The 20,366-nt window shown below is 56.2% G+C and carries 20 protein-coding genes; 18 read left to right on the top strand and 2 right to left on the bottom strand.

What is annotated here, in order from left to right:
* Nucleotides 1-4: 4 nt before the first annotated feature.
* Nucleotides 5-1,363: a replication-associated recombination protein A gene (locus AB1644_11245; GenBank protein ID MEW6051618.1), complete on the bottom strand. Its 1,359-nt coding sequence runs from the start codon at nucleotides 1,361-1,363 to the stop codon at nucleotides 5-7.
* Nucleotides 1,364-1,541: 178 nt separating this feature from the next.
* Here AB1644_11245 and AB1644_11250 point away from each other — a divergent pair, with 178 nt between their 5' ends.
* From AB1644_11250 to rho, 11 genes are all read left to right on the top strand, one after another.
* On the top strand, nucleotides 1,542-2,843 hold the full coding sequence (locus AB1644_11250; GenBank protein ID MEW6051619.1) for an FG-GAP-like repeat-containing protein: 1,302 nt from the start codon (nucleotides 1,542-1,544) through the stop codon (nucleotides 2,841-2,843).
* Between the two features lie 99 nt (nucleotides 2,844-2,942).
* Nucleotides 2,943-3,935, top strand: coding sequence for a GTPase (locus AB1644_11255; protein ID MEW6051620.1), 993 nt, complete (start codon nucleotides 2,943-2,945; stop codon nucleotides 3,933-3,935).
* Nucleotides 3,936-4,593: 658 nt separating this feature from the next.
* Nucleotides 4,594-5,724, top strand: coding sequence for a hypothetical protein (locus tag AB1644_11260; GenBank protein ID MEW6051621.1), 1,131 nt, complete (start codon nucleotides 4,594-4,596; stop codon nucleotides 5,722-5,724).
* 95 nt (nucleotides 5,725-5,819) lie between these two features.
* Entirely contained in the window at nucleotides 5,820-6,665 is an 846-nt protein-coding gene (panC, locus tag AB1644_11265; protein ID MEW6051622.1) for a pantoate--beta-alanine ligase, read from the top strand.
* Between the two features lie 349 nt (nucleotides 6,666-7,014).
* Nucleotides 7,015-7,494 carry an NUDIX domain-containing protein gene (locus AB1644_11270; protein ID MEW6051623.1) on the top strand — a complete coding sequence of 160 codons (480 nt, stop codon included), beginning with the start codon at nucleotides 7,015-7,017 and terminating at the stop codon, nucleotides 7,492-7,494.
* 137 nt (nucleotides 7,495-7,631) lie between these two features.
* Entirely contained in the window at nucleotides 7,632-7,982 is a 351-nt protein-coding gene (gene panD / locus AB1644_11275; protein MEW6051624.1) for an aspartate 1-decarboxylase, read from the top strand.
* Nucleotides 7,983-8,010: 28 nt separating this feature from the next.
* Nucleotides 8,011-8,769, top strand: a complete 759-nt coding sequence (locus tag AB1644_11280; GenBank protein ID MEW6051625.1) for an NTP transferase domain-containing protein — start codon at nucleotides 8,011-8,013, stop codon at nucleotides 8,767-8,769.
* A 146-nt stretch (nucleotides 8,770-8,915) separates the two neighbouring features.
* Nucleotides 8,916-9,380, top strand: a complete 465-nt coding sequence (locus tag AB1644_11285; GenBank protein MEW6051626.1) for a hypothetical protein — start codon at nucleotides 8,916-8,918, stop codon at nucleotides 9,378-9,380.
* A 181-nt stretch (nucleotides 9,381-9,561) separates the two neighbouring features.
* A complete protein-coding gene (locus AB1644_11290; protein MEW6051627.1) occupies nucleotides 9,562-9,993 on the top strand; it encodes a LytR C-terminal domain-containing protein in 432 nt (143 codons plus the stop codon).
* A 9-nt stretch (nucleotides 9,994-10,002) separates the two neighbouring features.
* On the top strand, nucleotides 10,003-10,407 hold the full coding sequence (gene rsfS, locus AB1644_11295; GenBank protein MEW6051628.1) for a ribosome silencing factor: 405 nt from the start codon (nucleotides 10,003-10,005) through the stop codon (nucleotides 10,405-10,407).
* 27 nt (nucleotides 10,408-10,434) lie between these two features.
* On the top strand, nucleotides 10,435-11,688 hold the full coding sequence (rho, locus tag AB1644_11300; protein ID MEW6051629.1) for a transcription termination factor Rho: 1,254 nt from the start codon (nucleotides 10,435-10,437) through the stop codon (nucleotides 11,686-11,688).
* A 105-nt stretch (nucleotides 11,689-11,793) separates the two neighbouring features.
* Here the strand turns inward: rho and AB1644_11305 are convergent, their stop codons facing one another.
* Nucleotides 11,794-12,750, bottom strand: coding sequence for a YCF48-related protein (locus AB1644_11305; protein MEW6051630.1), 957 nt, complete (start codon nucleotides 12,748-12,750; stop codon nucleotides 11,794-11,796).
* A gap of 114 nt (nucleotides 12,751-12,864) precedes the next feature.
* Between AB1644_11305 and AB1644_11310 the strand changes: the two genes are divergently transcribed.
* The 7 genes from AB1644_11310 to AB1644_11340 are packed head-to-tail and all read left to right on the top strand — an operon-like array spanning nucleotide 12,865 to nucleotide 20,365.
* Complete coding sequence (locus AB1644_11310; GenBank protein ID MEW6051631.1) at nucleotides 12,865-13,530, top strand: ATP-binding cassette domain-containing protein; 666 nt, start codon at nucleotides 12,865-12,867, stop codon at nucleotides 13,528-13,530.
* Nucleotides 13,527-14,384, top strand: a complete 858-nt coding sequence (locus AB1644_11315) for a permease-like cell division protein FtsX (protein ID MEW6051632.1) — start codon at nucleotides 13,527-13,529, stop codon at nucleotides 14,382-14,384. The genes AB1644_11310 and AB1644_11315 overlap by 4 nt, the downstream gene beginning before the upstream one ends.
* Nucleotides 14,381-15,565, top strand: coding sequence for a peptidoglycan DD-metalloendopeptidase family protein (locus tag AB1644_11320; GenBank protein MEW6051633.1), 1,185 nt, complete (start codon nucleotides 14,381-14,383; stop codon nucleotides 15,563-15,565). Before AB1644_11315 ends, AB1644_11320 begins: the two co-directional genes overlap by 4 nt.
* The gene (locus AB1644_11325; protein MEW6051634.1) at nucleotides 15,552-16,685 is read left to right on the top strand and encodes a hypothetical protein; all 1,134 of its coding nucleotides are present in this window, start codon (nucleotides 15,552-15,554) and stop codon (nucleotides 16,683-16,685) included. The genes AB1644_11320 and AB1644_11325 overlap by 14 nt, the downstream gene beginning before the upstream one ends.
* 21 nt (nucleotides 16,686-16,706) lie before the next feature.
* A complete protein-coding gene (ricT, locus tag AB1644_11330; protein MEW6051635.1) occupies nucleotides 16,707-17,633 on the top strand; it encodes a regulatory iron-sulfur-containing complex subunit RicT in 927 nt (308 codons plus the stop codon).
* 21 nt (nucleotides 17,634-17,654) lie between these two features.
* The gene (gene metG, locus AB1644_11335; protein ID MEW6051636.1) at nucleotides 17,655-19,589 is read left to right on the top strand and encodes a methionine--tRNA ligase; all 1,935 of its coding nucleotides are present in this window, start codon (nucleotides 17,655-17,657) and stop codon (nucleotides 19,587-19,589) included.
* Complete coding sequence (locus AB1644_11340) at nucleotides 19,589-20,365, top strand: TatD family hydrolase (GenBank protein MEW6051637.1); 777 nt, start codon at nucleotides 19,589-19,591, stop codon at nucleotides 20,363-20,365. Before metG ends, AB1644_11340 begins: the two co-directional genes overlap by 1 nt.
* Nucleotide 20,366: the final 1 nt, after the last annotated feature.

Below are 20,366 nucleotides of genomic sequence, written 5' to 3' on the forward strand. Positions count from 1 at the left end.
AATTTCATTTGTCCGGCCGTTTTTCAGGCTTCTTCATCAGTTCCCGTCGGCGCTCTTTGTACTTCGCAAGATACTCCGCCATCTTCGCCTCTCGTCCGACGGGTCTCGGATGATAATACTCAGTCCCGGCTAATTGGTCGGGGAAATACTCCTGGTCGGTGATGGCATCCTCGAATTCATGCGCGTACTTGTACCCCTTGCCGTAATCGAGCGCCTTCATCAAGGTAGTAGGAGCGTTGCGAATCCAGAGCGGCACCGGCAGCGAACCGTGTTCGTGAGCGTCCGACTTGGCCATCTCAAACGCCGTGTAGACCGAATTCGATTTGGGTGCGCAGGCCATGTAGATGGTCGCCTCTGCAATGGCCAGTTCCCCTTCGGGTGTGCCAAGAAAATGATATGTGTCGCGGGCATTCAAGCAAAGAGTAAGGGCGTACGGGTCCGCCAGTCCGATATCTTCGGCGGCAAAACGAATCAGTCGTCTGACTACGTAAAGCGGGTCTTCGCCTGATTCCAACATTCTGGCCAGCCAGTACAGGGCCCCATCGGGATCGCCACCCCGAATGGTTTTGTGAAGAGCGGATATCAGGTTGTAGTGCTCTTCACCAGCTTTATCATAGACGAGTACAGTTCTCTGGTTCACTTGTTCCAGTATAGGGACGGTGATTTCACCCCCTTCGCCGACAAACTCCGCGGCCAGTTCCAGGAGGGTCAGCCCGCGGCGGGCATCGCCATCGGCGGCGGTGGCCATAAACTCGGTGGCGCCATCGGCTAAATGCAGCCGCATCTTGCCAAGCCCTCGCTCGCTGTCGCCAAGTGACCGTTCGAGCAGGACACTGACCTCCTTCTCAGTAAGGCGATTGAGCACATAGACTCGCATCCGTGACAGCAAGGCGGAATTGACTTCAAATGACGGATTCTCTGTTGTTGCCCCGATCAGGACAATGTCCCCCTTTTCAACATAGGGCAGGAAAGCATCCTGCTGTGCCTTGTTGAAGCGATGGATTTCATCGATGAAGATGTAAGTTCTCCGGCCGGACAACTGATAGTAGTTGCCTGCCTTGGAGATGACCTCCTTTATCTCTTTGATACCGGAGGACACGGCGGAATACGGGACAAACTGGCCCCTGGTAGAACGGGCGATCAGCTCGGCAAGGGTAGTTTTGCCGGAGCCTGGTGGACCCCAGAAGATGATTGAGCCGACCTTGTCCTGTTCGATGGCCTTGCGGAGCGCTGTTCCCTTACCGACAATCTTCTCCTGACTGACAAACTCATCAAATGTCTGCGGACGCATCCGGTCAGCCAATGGGCGGACGGAGCCGCGCTCGACCTCCTTCTTGGGCCTTTCTGGTTGGAAGAAATCCATTTTGTAAATATACCGTTCCTACCTGACCGTAACAACCGTATTCCGTCCTGCGAATTTCACAAATTCCTTGACAGCATTCGAGTTATGCTCTATGATGAACTCAGTCGAGTTAGCCTCCACCAACGGAGGCCTTTCATCAGGGCATATCGGTAACAACATTAGAGCGGAGCATATGACTATGAGACATTTCAAAGTCGCTCTGGTTGGGCCGCTGCTGTTTTTGTCGGTCGAAGTGGCGGTGGCATTTCCCGGTTATTTCCCAATCGTTGCAGGACAAACCGGAACTGAGCCATTCAAAATCATTGCTGCCGATTTGAATGGCGACAACATACCTGATTTGGCAACCGCAAACTACTGGTCGGGTGATGTTACCGTCATCATGAGCGTCGGCAACTGCCAGTTCGCTAATCCGGTGAACTATGCAGTTGGCGAGCAGCCCTGGAGTCTGGTATCGGCCGATCTCGATAACGATAACGATATCGATCTGGCGGTAGCCAACCGCCAGTCCGACGACATTTCGGTTCTTCTGAATACTGGTGGCGGTTCGTTTGAACCGGCGATGCACTACGTTGCCGGCGGTGAGCCGAATGCGCTCTGCGTGGCCGATTTTGATAGCGACGGCTTCCAGGATATGGCCTTGGCGGATGCCGGTGCTACCTCCATTGGCGCAGTGATGGTCTATTTCAACAACGGGGACGGGACGTTCCGTTCGCCGATCTATTATTTCACTGTGCGCGGGAACAGGAGCATCGTGGCCGCGGATTTCGACGGCGACACTGATCAGGACCTGGCCGTCAGCAATGGCGGTACCGGCACGGTTGATGTCTGGGTCAACGACGGGACCGGGGCTTTTGTCAAGACGAACTCCCTGGCGGAGCCGACAGCCTACGACATTTGGGCTGCGGACTTTGACGCTGATGGCGATGCTGATATTGCCAACATCACGGTCGGAGCGCTGTTCGTGAATGACGGTGCCGCCAATTTTGTGACTAACGCGTCGTTTTTCAGCATGAGCGGCTTTTACCCCTGGACCGCCGATTTGGACAACGACGGAGATAACGACGTCGCGCGTCCGGGCGGCATGTATGTCTCCGTTGCACTGAGAGAGCCGTACAACGGTTATGAATTTTTGCCTCCGAGGAGCTACCTCGGCTGTGCCCAGGGAGTGGGGGATGCCGCGCCGGCTGATTTCGATGGTGACGGCGACCTGGATTTGGCAGTGGCTAACACTTCTCAGAACTCCGCGTCGATTCTGCTGGGCACTGTTACCGGACGGTTCGTATGCGGTGATATCGACGGCACCGCTGCCATTGACATCGGTGACCTGACCTCGGCGGTCGTGTTTATCTTCTTGAACGGGCCTGTTCCGCCGTTCTGGCCGGCGGCCGATTTTGACCGCTCTGGAATGGTCGACATCGGGGACATATCGATGATCGTGGACTACCTGTTCTTGAATGGTCCACCGCTGACTTGTCCGTAGATTTCCAACGAGCCGTCCGAGATGACCTTTTTGAGAGAGCTGCGTTCGCTCTCTGATTCCCCTATTGCCTCGGTGCCGCCGGGAAGCTATTAATTCGACATGCCTGCTAATCTGCCACCACAATACTATGAGTTGGAGCGGGAGTTCCGCGCCGAGAAAGATACGAGGGAGAAACTCCGTATGGCCGAGGAGCTCCTTCGGATCATGCCCAAGCACAAGGGGACCGACAAGCTCCAGGCGGAAATGAAGGCCAAGATCTCCCTGCTCAAGAAGCAGCTTGAGGCGGGTGACAAAAAACACGGCCAGAGCCATGCGGTCAGCCATGACCATATCGAACGAGAAGGCGCAGGACAGGTAATCCTGATTGGGGCGCCGAATTCGGGAAAGTCGTCGCTTCTGGAGGCGTTGACCCATGCCCGGCCCTTGGTAGCCGACTATCCGTATACCACACGCGAACCGATGGCCGGTATGATGACATTCGAGACTATTCAAGTACAGTTGATTGACACGCCCCCAATCGGCGAGGAACTGTTCGAGCCATACTTGCCGAATCTCGTTCGGAACGCCGACCTGGTGATGTTGGTCTGCGACGTAACCGATTCGAATATGTCCACGGGCGCGCAGCACGTGACTGAGCGCTTGCGCGAAAAACATGTTCTGCTGAGACCGACAAGGGAAGTCTCCGAAGATGCCAGATTTTATATTAAGAAGACGGTCATTTGCGCCCACAAAGCCAACGAGGACGACAATACTTCCTGGCAGGGTGTACTTTCGGGGCGGTTTCCGGGTTTCCCAGTCGTAGCGACTTCGCTCATCGATGACGCAAGTCTGGTTTCGTTCAAGCGCGTTGTATTTGACGGACTGGAGATCATCCGTGTGTACACCAAACAGATTGGCAAGGAGGTCGCGCTCGTGGACCCGGTGATTCTGCCGGTGGGTGCCACTGTCATCGATGCGGCTACGTCGATCCATAAGGACTTTGCGGCGAAGCTGAAGGTTGCACGAATCTGGGGGAGCGGGAAATTCGAGGGGCAGCGGGTGCAGCACGATCACCAGTTGAGTGACGGCGACGTGGTGGAGTTTCATATTTGACAGGGCTGTTCGTAGATTTGCAACAAACGAACTTGCTTACGCGAGGCGCGTGATGACTTCACTGTGCGTCGTTCGTTCCGGCAGTTCTTGCTCGCCCGAGACAATCGGGTCAGATACATCGAGATAAGAAAAATCGCCCGTCGAGGGCGAGTGTGAACTGCCGGTTCCAGACAAATCAGTCAGAGCCGGTCAGGTCACACGGGCCGAAGCGCCACGCTGAAGTCTGTTTCCACACTGTACAAAACTGACAGATGCAAGTGCTGGTATCGCACAACGTCGGCCCGCAAGACCTGACCGAACAACAAAATTGCTTTCCCTGGGGAGGGGATGTCGCGAAATGACAGGCGAGGGGTCCGTGCCACTGACTGCTGCCACACAGCATTCCGGAACTGTAAAAGGCACACGTCCTCGTGTGCCGACAGTCGGCAGACCGGGAGGTCTGCCGTTTATATATTCAGCCGTCGGGGCGGGATTGCTTCGGCGAAGCGCCTCGCAACGACTCTCCTTGGACATATAAACAAGTTGTAGGTGGCAGGGGACGACGGTGCCGGGTTTCTGCACTCGCCCTTAAGAAGAACCGACCAAGCTCGCTTCGGAACCCAAACCACAACCATGTTCACTCTTGACTTGCCGGTGATGAAAGGTCAGATTATCGGAGATGGAACATCCCTTACACTATAACTTCAAAGATGTCATGGCGGCGCCGGCCCGCGCGCTGGCGGCGAAACAGATCGGCGTCATGACGCTGTTTCTGTGCGGCGCGCTGATCAAGTTCGATTTCTTCTTCTACCTGGCCTACTGGATTCAGGGGGAAGATTTGGCCACCGCGTTTTCGGTCTGGGGACTGCTGCCGTTCACCGGCAATATATTCGGTAACATCGTATCGCAAATAGTGTACTACGGTGGAATCGTGGCGGCGCTGTTGGTAGTGATGTTCGGGTTTTTTGCCGTAGCCGCGATCAACATTGAGGCGGTGCGTGGCAACCATTTTTTCGGCATGTGGGGGGCGATCAAGTTTGCGTTAAGCCGGTGGAAACAGTTGCTCTTGTCCGAACTGTCGATTGCCCTGTTCGTGGCGTTTATCGTGCTTCTGTTTTTCCTGTTGGGGCTGGCAAGCCGCATTCCGATCGTGGGGGAGTGGATTTTCACTGTCTTATTCGTCATTCCGAATTTTGTCATCGCGCTTTTTAGCGTGTTTATTCTCTTCGTCTTTATTCTGACCGTGTTGCTGCTTCCGGCGGTGGCGGCGGCGGAGCGGAACGGCGAGACGTTCAATGTGATTCTCGAGACCTTTTCAACCATCATCCGCCAGCCGTTTCGGTGGGCGGGGTTTACTCTCTATGCGGTAGTTGCAGCCAAGGTCTGTAGTTTCATCTACGCCTATTTCGCTTATCGAGCGGTGCAGTTTTTAGTCTGGACCAGTTCGCTTGGTGGAGGGGACAATTTAGAGAAGTTAGTACGCTCGGGCCTGTCGCATTTGCCGGTGCGGTCACAGATTGTTAACGAGACTTTGCGGCTGTTCCCGGGTTTGAAGTTTGGCGTGACGTTACCCTCGAGCGGTTATTTTGTGAGCCAGTCGGCGGCGGGGCATGTGATGGCGTTTATGTTGTTTCTGATCTTTGCCTCGATTCTCGGTTATCTTCTTGCGGTCGTGGCGGCCGGTCAGGCGCGGGGGTATGTGGTGATTCGGTGTTTGAAAGACGGCCACAAGATTTCTGAGGAGCAGCCGCTGTTTTTCAAGGATGAGCATGTGAATCCGAAGGTGGAGGGGGAGGACGCGTGCGCGTAGCTGTATCACCAACATGCATTTTGACTCTGCTAAGTGAGGTGCACTTAACAGCCCTTCCTCAGGGACGATAGTTTAGCTCTGGCAGACTCATTCTCATGCAAACCATCCGTGAAATCAAGCGCATACACTCTTTCTCTCGCCGCCTCGCGGCGCAGGGGATAACCATTGGGCTGGTGCCGACAATGGGGTTTCTGCATGAGGGGCATCTGTCACTCATTCGGAGAGCCAGGAAAGAGGCGGATATTGTCATCACGACGATTTTCGTCAATCCGGCTCAGTTTGCGCCGAACGAAGACCTCGCTAAATACCCGCGCGATGAGAAAGGGGATATCCGCAAGATCAAAAGCGCCGGCGGTGATATCGTGTTCATCCCAAAAGCCGAAGAAATTTACCCGCCGGATTTTCAGACTTGGGTAACGGTCGAAGGTCTGACCAATGTACTTGAGGGGAAAGCGCGGCCGGGGCATTTCCGGGGCGTGACGACCATTGTAGCTAAACTGTTCAATATCACGCGTCCGGATGTCGCCGTGTTCGGCCAGAAGGATCTCCAGCAGGCGATCGTGCTTCGCCAGATGACACGCGATCTGGGATACTCGATCAAATATATAATCGCGCCGACTGTGAGAGAGCCCGATGGACTGGCAATGTCATCGCGGAATAAGTACTTCGATGCAAACGGCAGGCAGGAGGCAGTCTGTTTATACCGCGCCCTTGTCACCGCAAAGCGGATGATGAGAGCGGGCGTGGTCGCAACCGCGAGGATTGAGAAGGAGATGCGGGCGGTGATTCTGGCGACCTGTACGAGTGCAAAGATCGAGTATATTGCGTTCAATGATTTCAACACTCTTGAAATGCGCAAACGGGTAGACCACGAGGTGGTCTGTTCGCTGGCAGTCCGGGTGCACGGCGTGAGGTTGATTGATAATATGAGGTTGGGGTGAGCGCCTGTGATTCGAGCGGTCAGGTCACACGGGCCGAAGTGTTGAATAGGAGTGCGAACCTGCATGACAAGGACTTGATAGTCACACGTGTCGACAAGTTACGTTGTGGCCCGCAAGACCTGACCGAACGGCCATGAGAGCACTTAGTGTGTATCAGGTCACACCGTCCGCCTGTCGGCAGACGGCAGGACCTGACCGAACGGAAAGAACGGTCAGGTCACAACGCCGCGAAGCGCGTCGTCAAGACCTGACCGATCAGAAAGAAGGGCACACGTCCTCGTGTGGCACGGGCGGCAGACGGGGACGTCTGCCGTGTACTTGCTGAGCACTGGTCCGAGGAAAACAAAGTATGATTAGCGGTCCAGGCATCCCCATCGAATCCCCCGGCGTCAATGTCGCTGTGGTGAAGAAAGACCTGGAAGGATGGAAATTCCTGTTACTGAAGCGCGCCTATCATGAGAGCTACGCCGGTTCGTGGGGGCTTCTCACCGGCACAAAACATGGCGATGAGACAGTCACGCAATTGGCTCTCCGCGAAATCAAAGAAGAGACTGGTCTCACCCCCAAGGCATTATGGGCAACCGAGCATATAATTCAATTTTACGAGCCTGAAGAAGATGCCATCTGGATTCTGCCGCTTGTAGTGGCAGTTGTTTCGCAGCGGTCTGAAGTAGTCCTTTCACCCGAAAACGAAGAGTTTGTCTGGCTGGAAGCCTCGACGGCCCGCAAGCAGGTGTTTTGGAAGAATCTGGTTCGCGCCATCGATCAGATATGTGAAGAGCTTCAATCGTACCCGGCTCCGACCTGGCTCCCGCTGCAACTGCAATAGTTGGAACCTTTTGTCCCCGATATCGTTACACTCTCGGACGCGGGACCTATCTGGCACTTCACCGGGCCACTTGCGGCGGTTTCAAATTGCCGTATATTGACCACCGAGAACGGGGATGAAGACAGGAAAAGAGCAGTATGTTGATAACGATGCTTAAATCGAAAATCCATCGGGCGACAATCACCGATGCCAATCTCAACTATGTGGGATCGATCACGATCGATGCGGATTTGATGCGTCTGGCCGATCTGGTACCGTACGAAAAAGTTGAGATTGCCAATATCAATAACGGCGAACGGTTTGATACGTATGTGATCGAGGGGAAACCCGGCAGCGGCGTGATCGCGCTCAATGGCGCGGCCGCTCGTAAAGGGGAAACAGGGGACCTGATTATCATTCTGTCTTATTGTCAGCTCGACAAAGCCTCGGCAGCCACTCACAAGCCGCTGACCGTGCACGTGGACGTACATAACCGGCCATCGAAGTAAGACGACGTAAGTTCGGATAGATAATTCCATGAGTTCACAGCTCTCTCCGCGACCCAAAGCTGCCATTGTTCTTGCGGCCGGCAAGGGGAAGCGGATGAAGTCGGACCTTCCGAAAGTACTGCACGAGATTAACGGCCGTCCGATGGTGGCTATTCTGCTGGACACACTTATGTCCATCGGGTTCGAAAAAATCGTTGTGGTAATAGGCCATAAGGGGGGATTGGTTCAACAGGCACTGGCCGATTACCCAGTGAAGTTTGCCTGGCAGCGCGAGCAGCTTGGAACAGGTCATGCTGTGATGATGACTAGAGACCAATTGGCCGGATTCGATGGAACCACGCTGGTTGTGGCGGGCGACGTGCCTTTCTTGTCAAGTCGCTCCATCCAAAACCTGTTGAACCTGCATGTCCAAACGCGATCTGTGGCTACATGCCTGTCGGCCATTTTTGATGACCCGACCGGTTACGGAAGGATAATCCGAACTGGTCACGGGAACGGTCTGGAGGCGATTGTCGAGCACAAGGATGCCTCGCCCCAACAGCTCTCCATTCACGAAGTGAATTCCGGCACGTTCTGCTTCGATAACCGTCGACTGTTCAGAGTCATCGACCAGATCGGCAACCAGAATGCACAGGGGGAGTACTACCTGACGGATGCGGTCAAGATACTGCACGACAACGGCTTGCCCGTCTCGGTTGTCACTGCCGACAATCCGGATGAAGTTCTCGGCGTGAACTCGGTGGATCAGTTGCAGGAGCTTGCGGAGAGGTTCTCGAGCCGGCGTTAATTCGGTACAACATATTTGGGGCATCGCGTGCGTCTTAAGTGTTATAAGGAGATAGGACGGATGCCGATAATTGGTAAAGGCCGGTTTTTTTGGTTGACGCCTTCCGGCGCTGAAGGTAAATTTAAGAGGGATTGTGAGATAAGGCTATGAAGAGAATTCTGCTCCTAATCATATCAGGTCTCTTGATTGTTTCGACGGGCTGGTCACAGACAACTGACTTGGCGAGCCTTCAGAGCGCCGGTCAAAGCAGTGCGCTGGGCGCGCGACCGGTTTCGAGTCCGTTCTCGCTTTTGGATATGTCACGCGTTCGCTGGTCGAACAGCTACTCCATGTCGTTTTTCTCAGGTGGGGGATTGTCCGGCTCGGTAGGGCTTCTGAACTCGACCATGTTCTACGACTTTTCGCCGAAGCTGTCTTTGGCATTGAACATAGGGATCCTGCATAACACGGGCGCGCTCTGGGGTCAAGGGTCGAGTGATGCATCGATCTTGCCCGGATTTCGCCTGGACTATCATCCCTCATCGAAATTCAGCATGGCGCTGGAGGTACAGCAGTACAGCGGTCTGGTCAACGGTTTCGGACGACCCGGCTGGTGGCGGTACCCCTGGTAAAACACGAAATGACATTCGCACCGACAAAGAAAGCGAGGTAGCAGGACTGCACCGGTAACTTCTCCTCCCTGACTGTTTTTGCATGCTCCATTCCAAATCATCTGAACATCACGAATCGTCAACGTCTCATTCGGGAGGCGGCGTTGTCCGTCGGTCGCGACTCGTCCGATGGTTGGAATATTTGGCCGGTGCCGCAGTTGTCATTGTTCTGGCTTATATCGTGTTCTTCTCTGTCCGGATCGCGCGGGGTGTTGCTCGTACCGGCAGCGATGCCGAGCTTCTGGTGCGGCTCCAGGTGCTCAACGCCAGCGGGAGAAGCGGGATGGTGTCGTGGATAGCGGACCGCTTGAATGGGTACTCGGACCGTGAATTGGAGATCAAAGTAGTCGACAGCGGTAACTTCGACCTCACGGAAGTCCCGCAATCGTTCGTGATCTCCCGCGAGCAGGATAGCCGGTCCGCAAAAGCATTGGCGACCAAGCTTGGTCTGGACCCGGCGGCAGTGATCATTAAGCCGTTGGCGAGCAATCACCGCTTGGTGACCGCGACCCTGGTCGTTGGCAGGGACTATGCGAGAATTACGCTGAACGCACAGAACTCAAAGGAGAAATAACCCGGACTCTTGAAGAAACTGACACCGTTATCATTAGCGCGGCTGGCCGGTCGGCTGGCGCTGTCCAAACGCGGCTTCGATGTCAAGATCCTCAAACTGAAGTCGCTGTCCAGTGTCTGTGACTACTTTGTCATCGTTTCGGGCGAGGCCGACGTGCAGGTGCGGGCGATCGCCAACGCGGTGGACGATGGGCTGATGGAGGCAGGATTGAAGCCATATCATGCCGAGGGGCTGTCCGACGGGAACTGGGTGCTGCTTGACTATATCGACGTTGTCGTGCACGTGTTCTACGAACCGACCCGTCGATTCTACGCGCTTGAAAAACTATGGGGCGACGCGCCGGTAGAAGAGATTGTGGATGGTCCGGAGCCCAAACACGCGACCGCCAAACGGGCGGTACGAAAACGACAATAGAAACGCATTGCATAGGATGACAGGGAAATGGAACTCGTAGAGTTAAAGGCCAAGACCATCGCCGAGCTGCTCAAGATCGCCGAGGATCTGGATATCCCGGGCGTCTCCGGCCTGCGCAAGTCGGAGTTGATTTACAAGGTGATGGAAGCGACCACCTCCTCGACCACCAACGGGATGATCTTCGCCGAAGGGGTTCTGGAGGTGATGGAAGAGGGGTACGGTTTTCTACGTTCGTCGGACTACAACTATCTGCCGGGGCCGGACGACATCTATGTGTCGCCATCGCAGATCAAGCGGTTTGACCTCCGGACCGGCGATACGGTGTCGGGCCAGGTGCGCCCGCCCAAGGAGAACGAGCGGTATTTCGCCCTGCTCAAGATCGAGGCGGTGAATTTCGAGGACCCGGAAGTCGCGAAACACAAGACGTTGTTCGATAATCTGACGCCGCTGTATCCGAATGAGGCGTTTCACCTGGAACTGCACACCGAAGAACTGACCACGCGCATTATCGATCTCATGTGCCCGATCGGCAAAGGGCAGCGTTCGCTGATCACGTCGCCGCCGAAGGCGGGCAAGACGATGATCCTCCAGAAGATCGCGCAGTCGGTTGTGGCCAATCACCCAAAAGTTCGCCTGATCGTGTTGTTGATCGACGAGCGTCCCGAGGAAGTAACGGAAATGCGCCGTTCGGTGCGTGGTGAAGTGATATCGTCAACTTTCGATGAGCCGGCGGAGAGACATGTCCAGGTTGCCAACATGGTGTTGGAGAAGGCCAAACGACTTGTGGAGCACAAGCACGATGTGGTAATCCTGCTGGACTCGATTACACGGCTGGCCCGTGCCCACAACGCGGTGGTGCCGCATTCCGGCAAGATCCTCTCGGGCGGCGTGGACTCCAACGCTCTGCATAAGCCGAAACGGTTTTTCGGTGCGGCACGAAATATCGAGGAGGGTGGATCGCTGACAATTGTCGGTACCGCGCTGATCGAGACCGGCTCGCGAATGGACGAAGTCATCTTCGAAGAGTTCAAAGGGACCGGTAACATGGAAATGGTACTGGATCGTCGCCTCTCCGACCGCCGTATTTTCCCGGCCATGGACCTGAATCGGTCGTCTACCCGTAAGGAAGAGCTTCTCATGACTGATGAGGTGCTTAACAAAATCTGGATACTCCGCAAATTCCTGGCGGAAATGAACCCGATCGAGGCCATGGAGTTCCTCACCGACCGTATGAAGAAGACCAAGACCAACGAGCGGTTCCTGGCATCAATGAAGGATTGAGCGAGCCGGAGCAGCGACGACGGCGCGTGAATGTACGAATGCCGGCAGGTTCCCTTGCGCCGCAAACGCAAGGCGACCTGCCGTTTCGTTTGTTGGGAAGAGTGTCTACTTTACGGTACCGCGTATGATGCCGCCGTCCGAACCGACAGCGTAGAGTTTGTTTCCGATCAGGCAGAGATCGAGTATGTCAATGGGTTGGGGGATTTTCTCTGCCTTCCACGTCTTGCCGCCGTCGATCGTCTTCTGGAGCATGCCGGTACTGCCGGCAACGTAGCCGATATCGGCGCTTAGAAGCGCCACCGATGTATACTGCACGCTTTCGTCCAGCGAGATAGACGTCCAGGAGTTGCCGCCATCGTGAGTGTACGCCCCCATGCCTTGATTCCCTACGATAACACCGAATGTCCCATAGAAAGCGATGGCGCGCCCCGGCTTACCGTCGATTGTCTTGCGGTCCTGCCAGGTGGCTCCCAAGTCGCGGGAATAATGCAACCGTCCCCAACTCTGGAAGCAGACGGGCGATCCCGCCCGGTAGAAGAGCTCGCCGTAACCTCGTCCCAGGTCGGGCAGTTGATCCCATGATCTGCCAAAGTCGGTGCTGCGAAGCAACAAACCCTTCGAACGATCTTTCGCGTCACGGGCCCACCCGACCACGAGAGCGGTCTTTGAATCCAACATGATCGTGCTCAGAAGCCAGGGTAGTGTATCTCTGAGGGAGCGATCACTCCAGGTAGCGCCGCCATCGAAGGTAAGCAGGATCGCACCGTGCCGTCCGCAAACGATACCGGTATCGCCGTTGATGAAGCTGACATCTTCAAGCGGCATGTTTCCTGGGAACCTGAGCAGAGTCCAGATCCGTCCGCCGTTATCGGTGCGAAGAACCTTGCCGCTGCTGGTCACCACAAAGCCGGTATCGGGATTCACGAACCAGACGCCGCTGATGTTGTCGTCGACGGGAGTCTTTATAAGTTCCCAGTTGTCAGCCCGCGTGCTGCCGGCGAACAGGAACATTGCGAGCACTGTTATCGCTGATAACCAGAGACAGTTTTTTGATTGTCGCATCTGCTGCCCTTTTGTACACTCCAGACTACGCTACGATTCAACCTTTGATGCGTGCGCAGTGTATGCATGATAGCAGTTTCTGTCAATTGAAACCGACAAGGATAAGTATCTCGCATGGCTCAGTGGCCGCTCATCGATATTCGGCATCTCAAAGTGAAGAATGAGCGGGGGGATCTCGTCTTCACCGACTTGAGCATCGAACTCCAGCCCGGCCAATCCATGATAATCACGGGGCCGGCCGGATCCGGGAAGACAACGATCGCGGAGCTTCTTGTTGGTTTGAAGTCCCCTTACGAAGGGAGCTTGGAGTTATTCGGCGAAGCCGTCAAGCCGGGGCGAACTCGACAGATGCGGAAGTTCCGGCGCAAGATCGGAGGGGTTGGCGGACCTTGGGGGCTGATCCCATCGATGACGGTGACTGAGAATATCCTCTTGCCGCTCATAATCGCCGGCGAACGCCCCAGGACTCAGAGGGAACGCCTTCGCAAGATGCTCAATGAATTCGGGCTGTCCAAAGTCGCGGGACATCACCCGGCACATTTGACACGAGTTGAAAGTACGCTCTGTCAGATAGCCCGCGCCTCGATCGCCAACCAGCCGCTCGTGGTTCTTGATGAACCCTCCGCCGGTCTTGATATCCCCACTTATCAACACGTCTGCGAGTACATGGTGAAGGCATCGGTCTCGGGCCGTTCCATGCTGGTCTTGTCGTCGGAGTTGCCGCCGCAGGAGATCCCGGGAAGTATTCATTACCGTATCGTCAACGGGCGGCTGGAATGACCCGGTTCAGTTTTGTCTGGCGAGAATTGGGGCGAATGCTCTACCGGTATCCAGGGACCGCCCTCGGCTCGTTCCTGTCGTTGAGTCTTCTGTTTCTGCTGTTCGACGTGTTCTGGGTGGCCACCGGGACGACCAATCAATTCTACGCGACGTTATTATCCGACCTTCGCATGGAGGCGTTTGTCTCGGAAGAACTGCCGGATTCGGCGCTGACACGGCTTTCGTCCGACATTGCCGACATGGCGGGCATTCGCTCGGTCGAGTACGTCTCCCGGGAACAGGCGCGTCAGGACCTGGCCAATCTGGTCGGGACCGACCTGTTGGTGGGGTATGATTCGCTGAACCCACTCCCGCGATCTTTCGTTCTCATACTCGATGGCGCGTATCACGGGCTTTCCGCAATGGGGGGCCTGGAGCAGCGATTGGTGGCTCTTACGGGCGTAGCCGAAGTGCATTACAGTAAGAAGTGGCTGGAGCAAATGGAGCAGACAAGACTCCTGTTCCGGACTGTGGGACTGGCGCTGGGCGCCATCATTTTGCTGGCGGCCATCATCACGACCAGCAACAGTATTCGCCTGATGACCAGAGCACGCGCTCTGGGCCTGCACCAGATGCGGCTCCTGGGGGCTGGCCGGTTGTTTACGGCTTCGCCGTTTCTGCTCGAAGGCTTCTTGCTTACCGGCATGTCTGCGGTGGGGTCCTGGGGGCTCTTGCTGATCGGCGTCCGGAAGATCTCATTCAGCCAGTTCGCCGTGGTAGTGCCGGCCTATGCTGACATGGCGTTATTCTGCCTGGCGGCAGCCTTGCTCGGGGCAGTCAGCGGCCTTCTGGGCATCAGGAAGGCACTGCGATGACAAAGACGATCCGGTGTTTGGCGTGCATCAGTCTCGTAGTAACCTTCATTTCCGCGGGGTTGGTGCGTGCTGCCGATCCCAAAAAGGGGAAAGTGACAGACCAGCGCCAGGAACTTGAGAAACTCAAGCGTGATGTGCAGAAGAGCCAGTCGCGGCTCGATTCGCTCAAGCGAGAGGAAGCGCGCGTTCAGAAAGACCTCTCCGAGTACGACCAGCGGATCACATCGCAAAGACAGGTCCTGGACCGTTTGAAACGAGAGCGAACGCAGCTTTCGAGGGCGATCGGCGAAGCGGAGAATCAGCAGAAATCGAGTCAGCAGAATCTCGAACAGACGCAGCGGCGTTTTCTGGCCAACGTACGCCAATTGTATGTTTCTGCCCGGCAGACCGACTATTCATTCCTCGCGCGTCCCGATGAAGAACGCGAGATGCACCGGCGGCTCATTTACCTTACGCAACTGGCCAATTTTGAGTCGGGCAGCGTCACTTCAGCCTCGCAATCCCTCTCCCAGTCTCTGGCCGAGTTGAAGCAACTCATCGGTGAAGGGAGCCAGATGTCCGGTCTGGTCAAGCAAAAAGAGGCCTCGTATGCGCTCGAAAAGAGCCGTAAGCAACGCCGGGAGAAGGCGCTCGACCGGATCCGTCGCCTGAGCAAAGATGAAGCTGAGCGGGTCATTTCGCTCAGCAAAGTTGCCGAAGAGATGGAATCGATCATCGCCCGTCTGGAGAAGCAGCAACGAGAGGCACAGGCGCGACGCCAGACGCAGCCGCGCAGCAGTTCCTCGTTCGCCGGATTGAAAGGGAATCTGGCGACGCCGTTCAAGGGAACGGTGCTGACTTCGTTCGGGCACTCGGTCGACCCGGTCACTCGCCTCAAGTCATTCTCTCCCGGCATTGTTATTAAGGGAGCGCCCAAAGGAGCTATGCACTCCGTGGCCGCCGGCACGGTCGTGTACACGGGCAATTTGCGGGGATACGGGAATTTTGTTATTGTCGATCATGACGGCGAGTACTACACGACCTACGCGGGACTTGGCGGGATTACCGTCGAATCGAACCAGGAGGTTCGCGCCGGGCAACAACTTGGGCAGGCGGGGGGTGACGGCATTGTCCGGTTCGAATTGCGTAAAGGGCGCGAGCCGCTTGATCCGGTGGAGTGGTTGACAATTGAATCGTTCTAACATCACCATGGCACAGGCGAAGGCCTGGAGTTTGTTGTCGCGCAGTTACCGATCGGGTCGAGTGGCCTCGACATATCTCTTCTGCGGGCGGGAAGGGGTTGGCCACTGGCCGTTGGCGGTCCAGTTTGCCGCCCTCCTGAATTGCCGGGAGACCGTCCCATCCGCGGAGAATCCCGAGGTTTTCGTACCGTGCGGCGTCTGCGTCCAGTGCCGGAACATCTTTGCACTCAATTTCCCGGGATTGCACTTGATCGTCCCGATCCCCTCGCACAAGAACCTGGGGGAAGCGATCGACCTCACCAACGCGTTCCTTGACGAGAAGAGGGCAGAACCGTATAAGCTGCTTAGTTCGGAGACCGCGGTGTCGATTCCCATTCTGCTGGCGCGCGAGGTCAAGCAGGCGCTATCAAGGAAGGGAACCGAAGGAACCACGCGGGTCGTGTTGTTTTACCAGATGGAGAAAATGCTGCCGTCATCGGCCGATGCGCTCCTGAAGCTCATCGAGGAACCGTCACCTGACACAGTGATCATATTGACGGCCGAGCGGCCGGAGTCGCTGCTGCCCACTATTCAGTCACGGGCGCAGAAAATAAAACTTGGTCGGGTACCTGAACAGGTGACAGCCTCGTATCTGCGCGAGCATTACAAAGTAAGCGACACGCGAGCCAGGCTCCTGGCGCGCCTGTCGGAAGGGGTGCTTGGGCAGGCAATCGAATTGGCTTCGGTCGAAGAAGATGAAGAGTTGTCGCGTCGGGCGGTCGGTTTTCTGTTGTTCAAATCTCTGTTTGTCGACCGGAATCCGGAAACGATCGGCCATTTGGTGGAATTGCTGGAACGAAGCGGCCGGAGTGAAGCCGAGGAACTCCTGCGGCTCTGGCAGTCGCTGGTTCGTGATTGTGTATATTATGCCGTCACCGGCAGCGATGCGGAGTTTGTCAATGTGGATTTTGGCTCGGACCTGGTCAAGTTCGCACGGTCGTTTGACGATCCGAAGGTGGCGGTAGCGATGACCGACCGAATCAAGAATACCCTTGCCGATCTTCGCCGCAACGTGCATATTCAGTCCGCCTTAGTGTCGCTCTCACTTAGACTTAAGGCTGATCTGCAGGTGTCCGGGTAAGACGCTCACGCAAGGACAGTCATGGCTGAATTGTATCTGGTTGAATTCAAGGGCTCCCGAAAAGAGTACTTCTATAACTCGTACCACCATGCGCTAAAGGCGCAGGAACACGTCATCGTGCAAGCCGATCAGGGGGAGGACATCGGCGTGCTCATGAAGCGGATCGATGCGCACATCGATTTCGCGGATGCTGCCCGCCCCCGGTCGATCCTTCGGCCGGCGGGCCGTGAGGATCGGCTGCACCTGGATGACCTGCGCAAAAAGGAAGCGCAGTACAAGAAGGAAATCCTCGTTCTTATTCGTAAGCACGGTCTGGTCATGAAAGTCGTGGATTGTGAATGTCAGTTCGACGGCAACAAGATCACGTTTTTCTTTACCGCCGAACACCGGGTGGACTTCCGGGCGCTCGTGCGCGACCTTGCCTCGCGATACCGCACGCGAATTGAACTCCGTCAAATCGGTGTCCGCGATGAAGCGCGCCGGCTTGATGGATATGGCATATGCGGGCGGCGTCAGTGCTGTAATACGTTCATCCGGGATTTTGCGCCGATCTCGACCGCGCATGCGCGCGAACAGGATCTGTCGCTCAATCCATCAAAGATCTCCGGCAACTGCGGGCGACTACTCTGCTGCCTGCGATATGAGGTCGACATGTATTCTTCGGCGAAACGCGCCTTTCCGGCGGTCGGAATGATGGTGGTGACCAAACAAGGGCCCGGGATCCTCCAGCGAGTCGATATCTTTCAACAGGAGGCGATCCTCATGGCTGAAGACGGCAGCGTATTCCGCGCCAAGGCGGCCGATATTCTGAGCGCGTTCAAGCCGCAGGCAGGTGAGACAGCTGCGGTCAAACCTGCCCCCAGCGCGATCACCGAAGATGAGACCGCAGCGGGAACCACCCAGGACGAGTTGAGCAAGCTGGACGAACCTGAGAGCCTTCAACCGTGACCTTTCGTAAGGAGCCATGACATGCCCCGTCCTTTCTACATAACGACACCTATCTATTACGTCAACGACAAGCCGCATATCGGCCACGCCTATACGACGATCGCCGCCGATATGATCGCACGGTTTCACCGGATGGCCGGGCGGGAGGCGTTCTTTCTGACCGGCACCGATGAGCATGGCACGAAGGTGGCCGAGGCTGCACGCGAGGTCGGGCTTTCGGAGCAGGAGTTCTGCGACCGGACGGTCGAGACGTTCAAGTCTGCCTGGAAGAACCTGGGTATCAAGTACGATTATTTCATCCGTACGACCTCCGAGCGCCACAAGGTGGCGGTAAGCAAGTTTCTGGATGCAATGCGGGGGGCGAAGACCGAGGACGGTCGGGCGGTGGTCTATTCCGGATATTACGAGGGGCTGTACTGCACCGGGTGTGAGAAGTTCCTGACCGAAAAGGAGCTAGTGGACGGACTTTGCCCGTATCATCGGCGCCCGCCTGAGAAACTGCGCGAGAAGAATTATTTCTTTCGCCTGACAGCCTTTGCGGAGAGGATCAAAGCGAAGGTCGAATCGGGCGACCTTAACATTCTTCCCGAGGAGCGTCGGCGTGAAGTGCTTGGGTTGATCGGCCAGGACCTGCCGGACTTCTCGTTGTCGCGTGAACGGGTGAAGTGGGGGATCCCGCTTTCCTTCGACAAAAGCCAGGTGGCCTACGTGTGGGTCGATGCTCTGTCCAACTATATCTCGGCGATCGGTTATGGTGACGATGAGGCGACGTTCGACAAATGGTGGAACGAGGCAGAAGTGGTTCACCTGATGGCCAAGGATATCCTCAAGTTCCATTGCTTGTACTGGCCCGCCATGTTGATGGCCGCCGGTGTGAAGCTCCCCGACGCCATATTCCTGCACGGTTTTTTCACCGTGGACGGCGAGAAGATGTCCAAATCACTGGGGAACATGATCGATCCGAACGACATGGTGGCGCAGTTCGGACCGGACGGCACGCGGTATTTGCTCCTGACGCAGTATCCGTTCGGGATCGACGGTGACGTGCAAGCAAAGCGATTCGTGTCACAATACAATTCGGATCTGGCGAACGATCTCGGGAATCTGGCGTCGCGAGTGGGCAAGATGATCATGACCAATTTCGGCGGCAAACTGCCGGCTCCCTCGCGGGATATCGACGGGCTCGATCAGCTTATGCTGCTGGCCGACCAGGCCCCTACCAGCGCGTATGGTCATATCAAACATTTTCGCCTGACGAATGCGATTGCCGATGCCATGAACCTGGTCAAAGCTGCCAACAAGTTCTTCAACGACACCGCCCCGTGGACACTGTCGAAAAACGGACAGAGTGAGCGGCAAGGAGGCATTCTATATGCCTGTGCCGAAGTGATTCGGATCGTGTCGATCATGCTCTACCCCGTCATGCCGAAGAAAATGCGGGAGCTGCGTACGGCGTATGGCCTCACTGATGCCACCCTCTCGCTTGACAATGCCCGCCAGTTCTTCGTGCTGGAGCCGGGGACACCAGTGCAGGTCGAGCAGGCGGTCTTTCCTCGCTTGAATGCGCCCGACGCCTCGGTGCCGCAGCCAAAACAGGCGGCGGCCGCTTCCGTACCCGCGGCAAGTGAGCCCGGTTTATTAGATATCACGGATTTCGCCAAAGCGGATCTGCGAGTTGCAACTGTCCTGGCTGCCGAACGCGTGACCGGCGCCAACAAGCTGCTGCGACTCCAGATCGACTTGGGTTCGGAGAAACGCCAGATCGTGGCGGGAGTGGCGGAGTACTACGCTCCGGAGAAGATGGTCGGGCGGAAGATCGTCGTCGTGACCAATCTCAAGCCGGCGGTGATTCGCGGCGTGGAATCCCGTGGTATGCTGCTGGCAGCCAAAGCAGGAGCTAATCTGTTTCTGCTCACGCCCGATGGCGACCTGCCTCCCGGCGCCAAAGTCAGTTAATGATCGATTCGCATTGCCATCTGGACAGCAGCAAATTCGGCGGGCGCGACGACGAATTGGTTCGTGAGGCGAACCAGGTCGGAGTGCACACGATAGTAAATATCGGTGCCGATCTGCCGTCGTCGCGCACATCGGTCGAGTTGGCCGACAGGTTTCCTTCGGTCTATGCCGCAGTCGGTATCCACCCGCATGATGCGACAACCTGCTCTGACTCGGCTATCAGTGAGTTGGAGCAACTGGCTGCCACCAGGAAAGTGGTTGCAGTGGGAGAGATCGGCCTGGACTATTACCGGGACTTGTCACCGCGACCGGTTCAGAAGCGGGCGTTCCAGATGCAACTGGAACTGGCGGTCGCGCTGCACAAGCCGGTTGTCGTTCATACCCGCGAAGCGTTTGCCGAGACCGTAGAGATAATCGGGCATTATGCTGCCAGGCTTCCGGGTGCCGTCTTTCATTGTTTCCCCGGTGACATCCAGGACGCGCAACGGGTTTTCGACCTAGGGTTTGTAATCTCGGTCGGAGGCGTCATTACATACAAGAATTCGCGGATGGCAAAGGTGGCCGCCGAAGTCCCGCTCGACAAAATAATGCTTGAGACCGATGCTCCGTATCTCACGCCGGAACCGTACCGGGGTGAGATCAATAAGCCGGCCTATGTGCGACTCGTCTGTGAAAAGCTGGCTCAGCTGCGCGGTAGCAGCATCGCCGAGGTCGAAAAGATTACTGATCGAACCAGCCAGAAACTGTATCGCCTGGTCGATCTGTTCGGAGAGTGAC

Source organism: Candidatus Zixiibacteriota bacterium (assembly GCA_040753875.1).
In the GTDB taxonomy this organism is placed as follows: Bacteria; Zixibacteria; MSB-5A5; order GN15; family FEB-12; genus DATKJY01.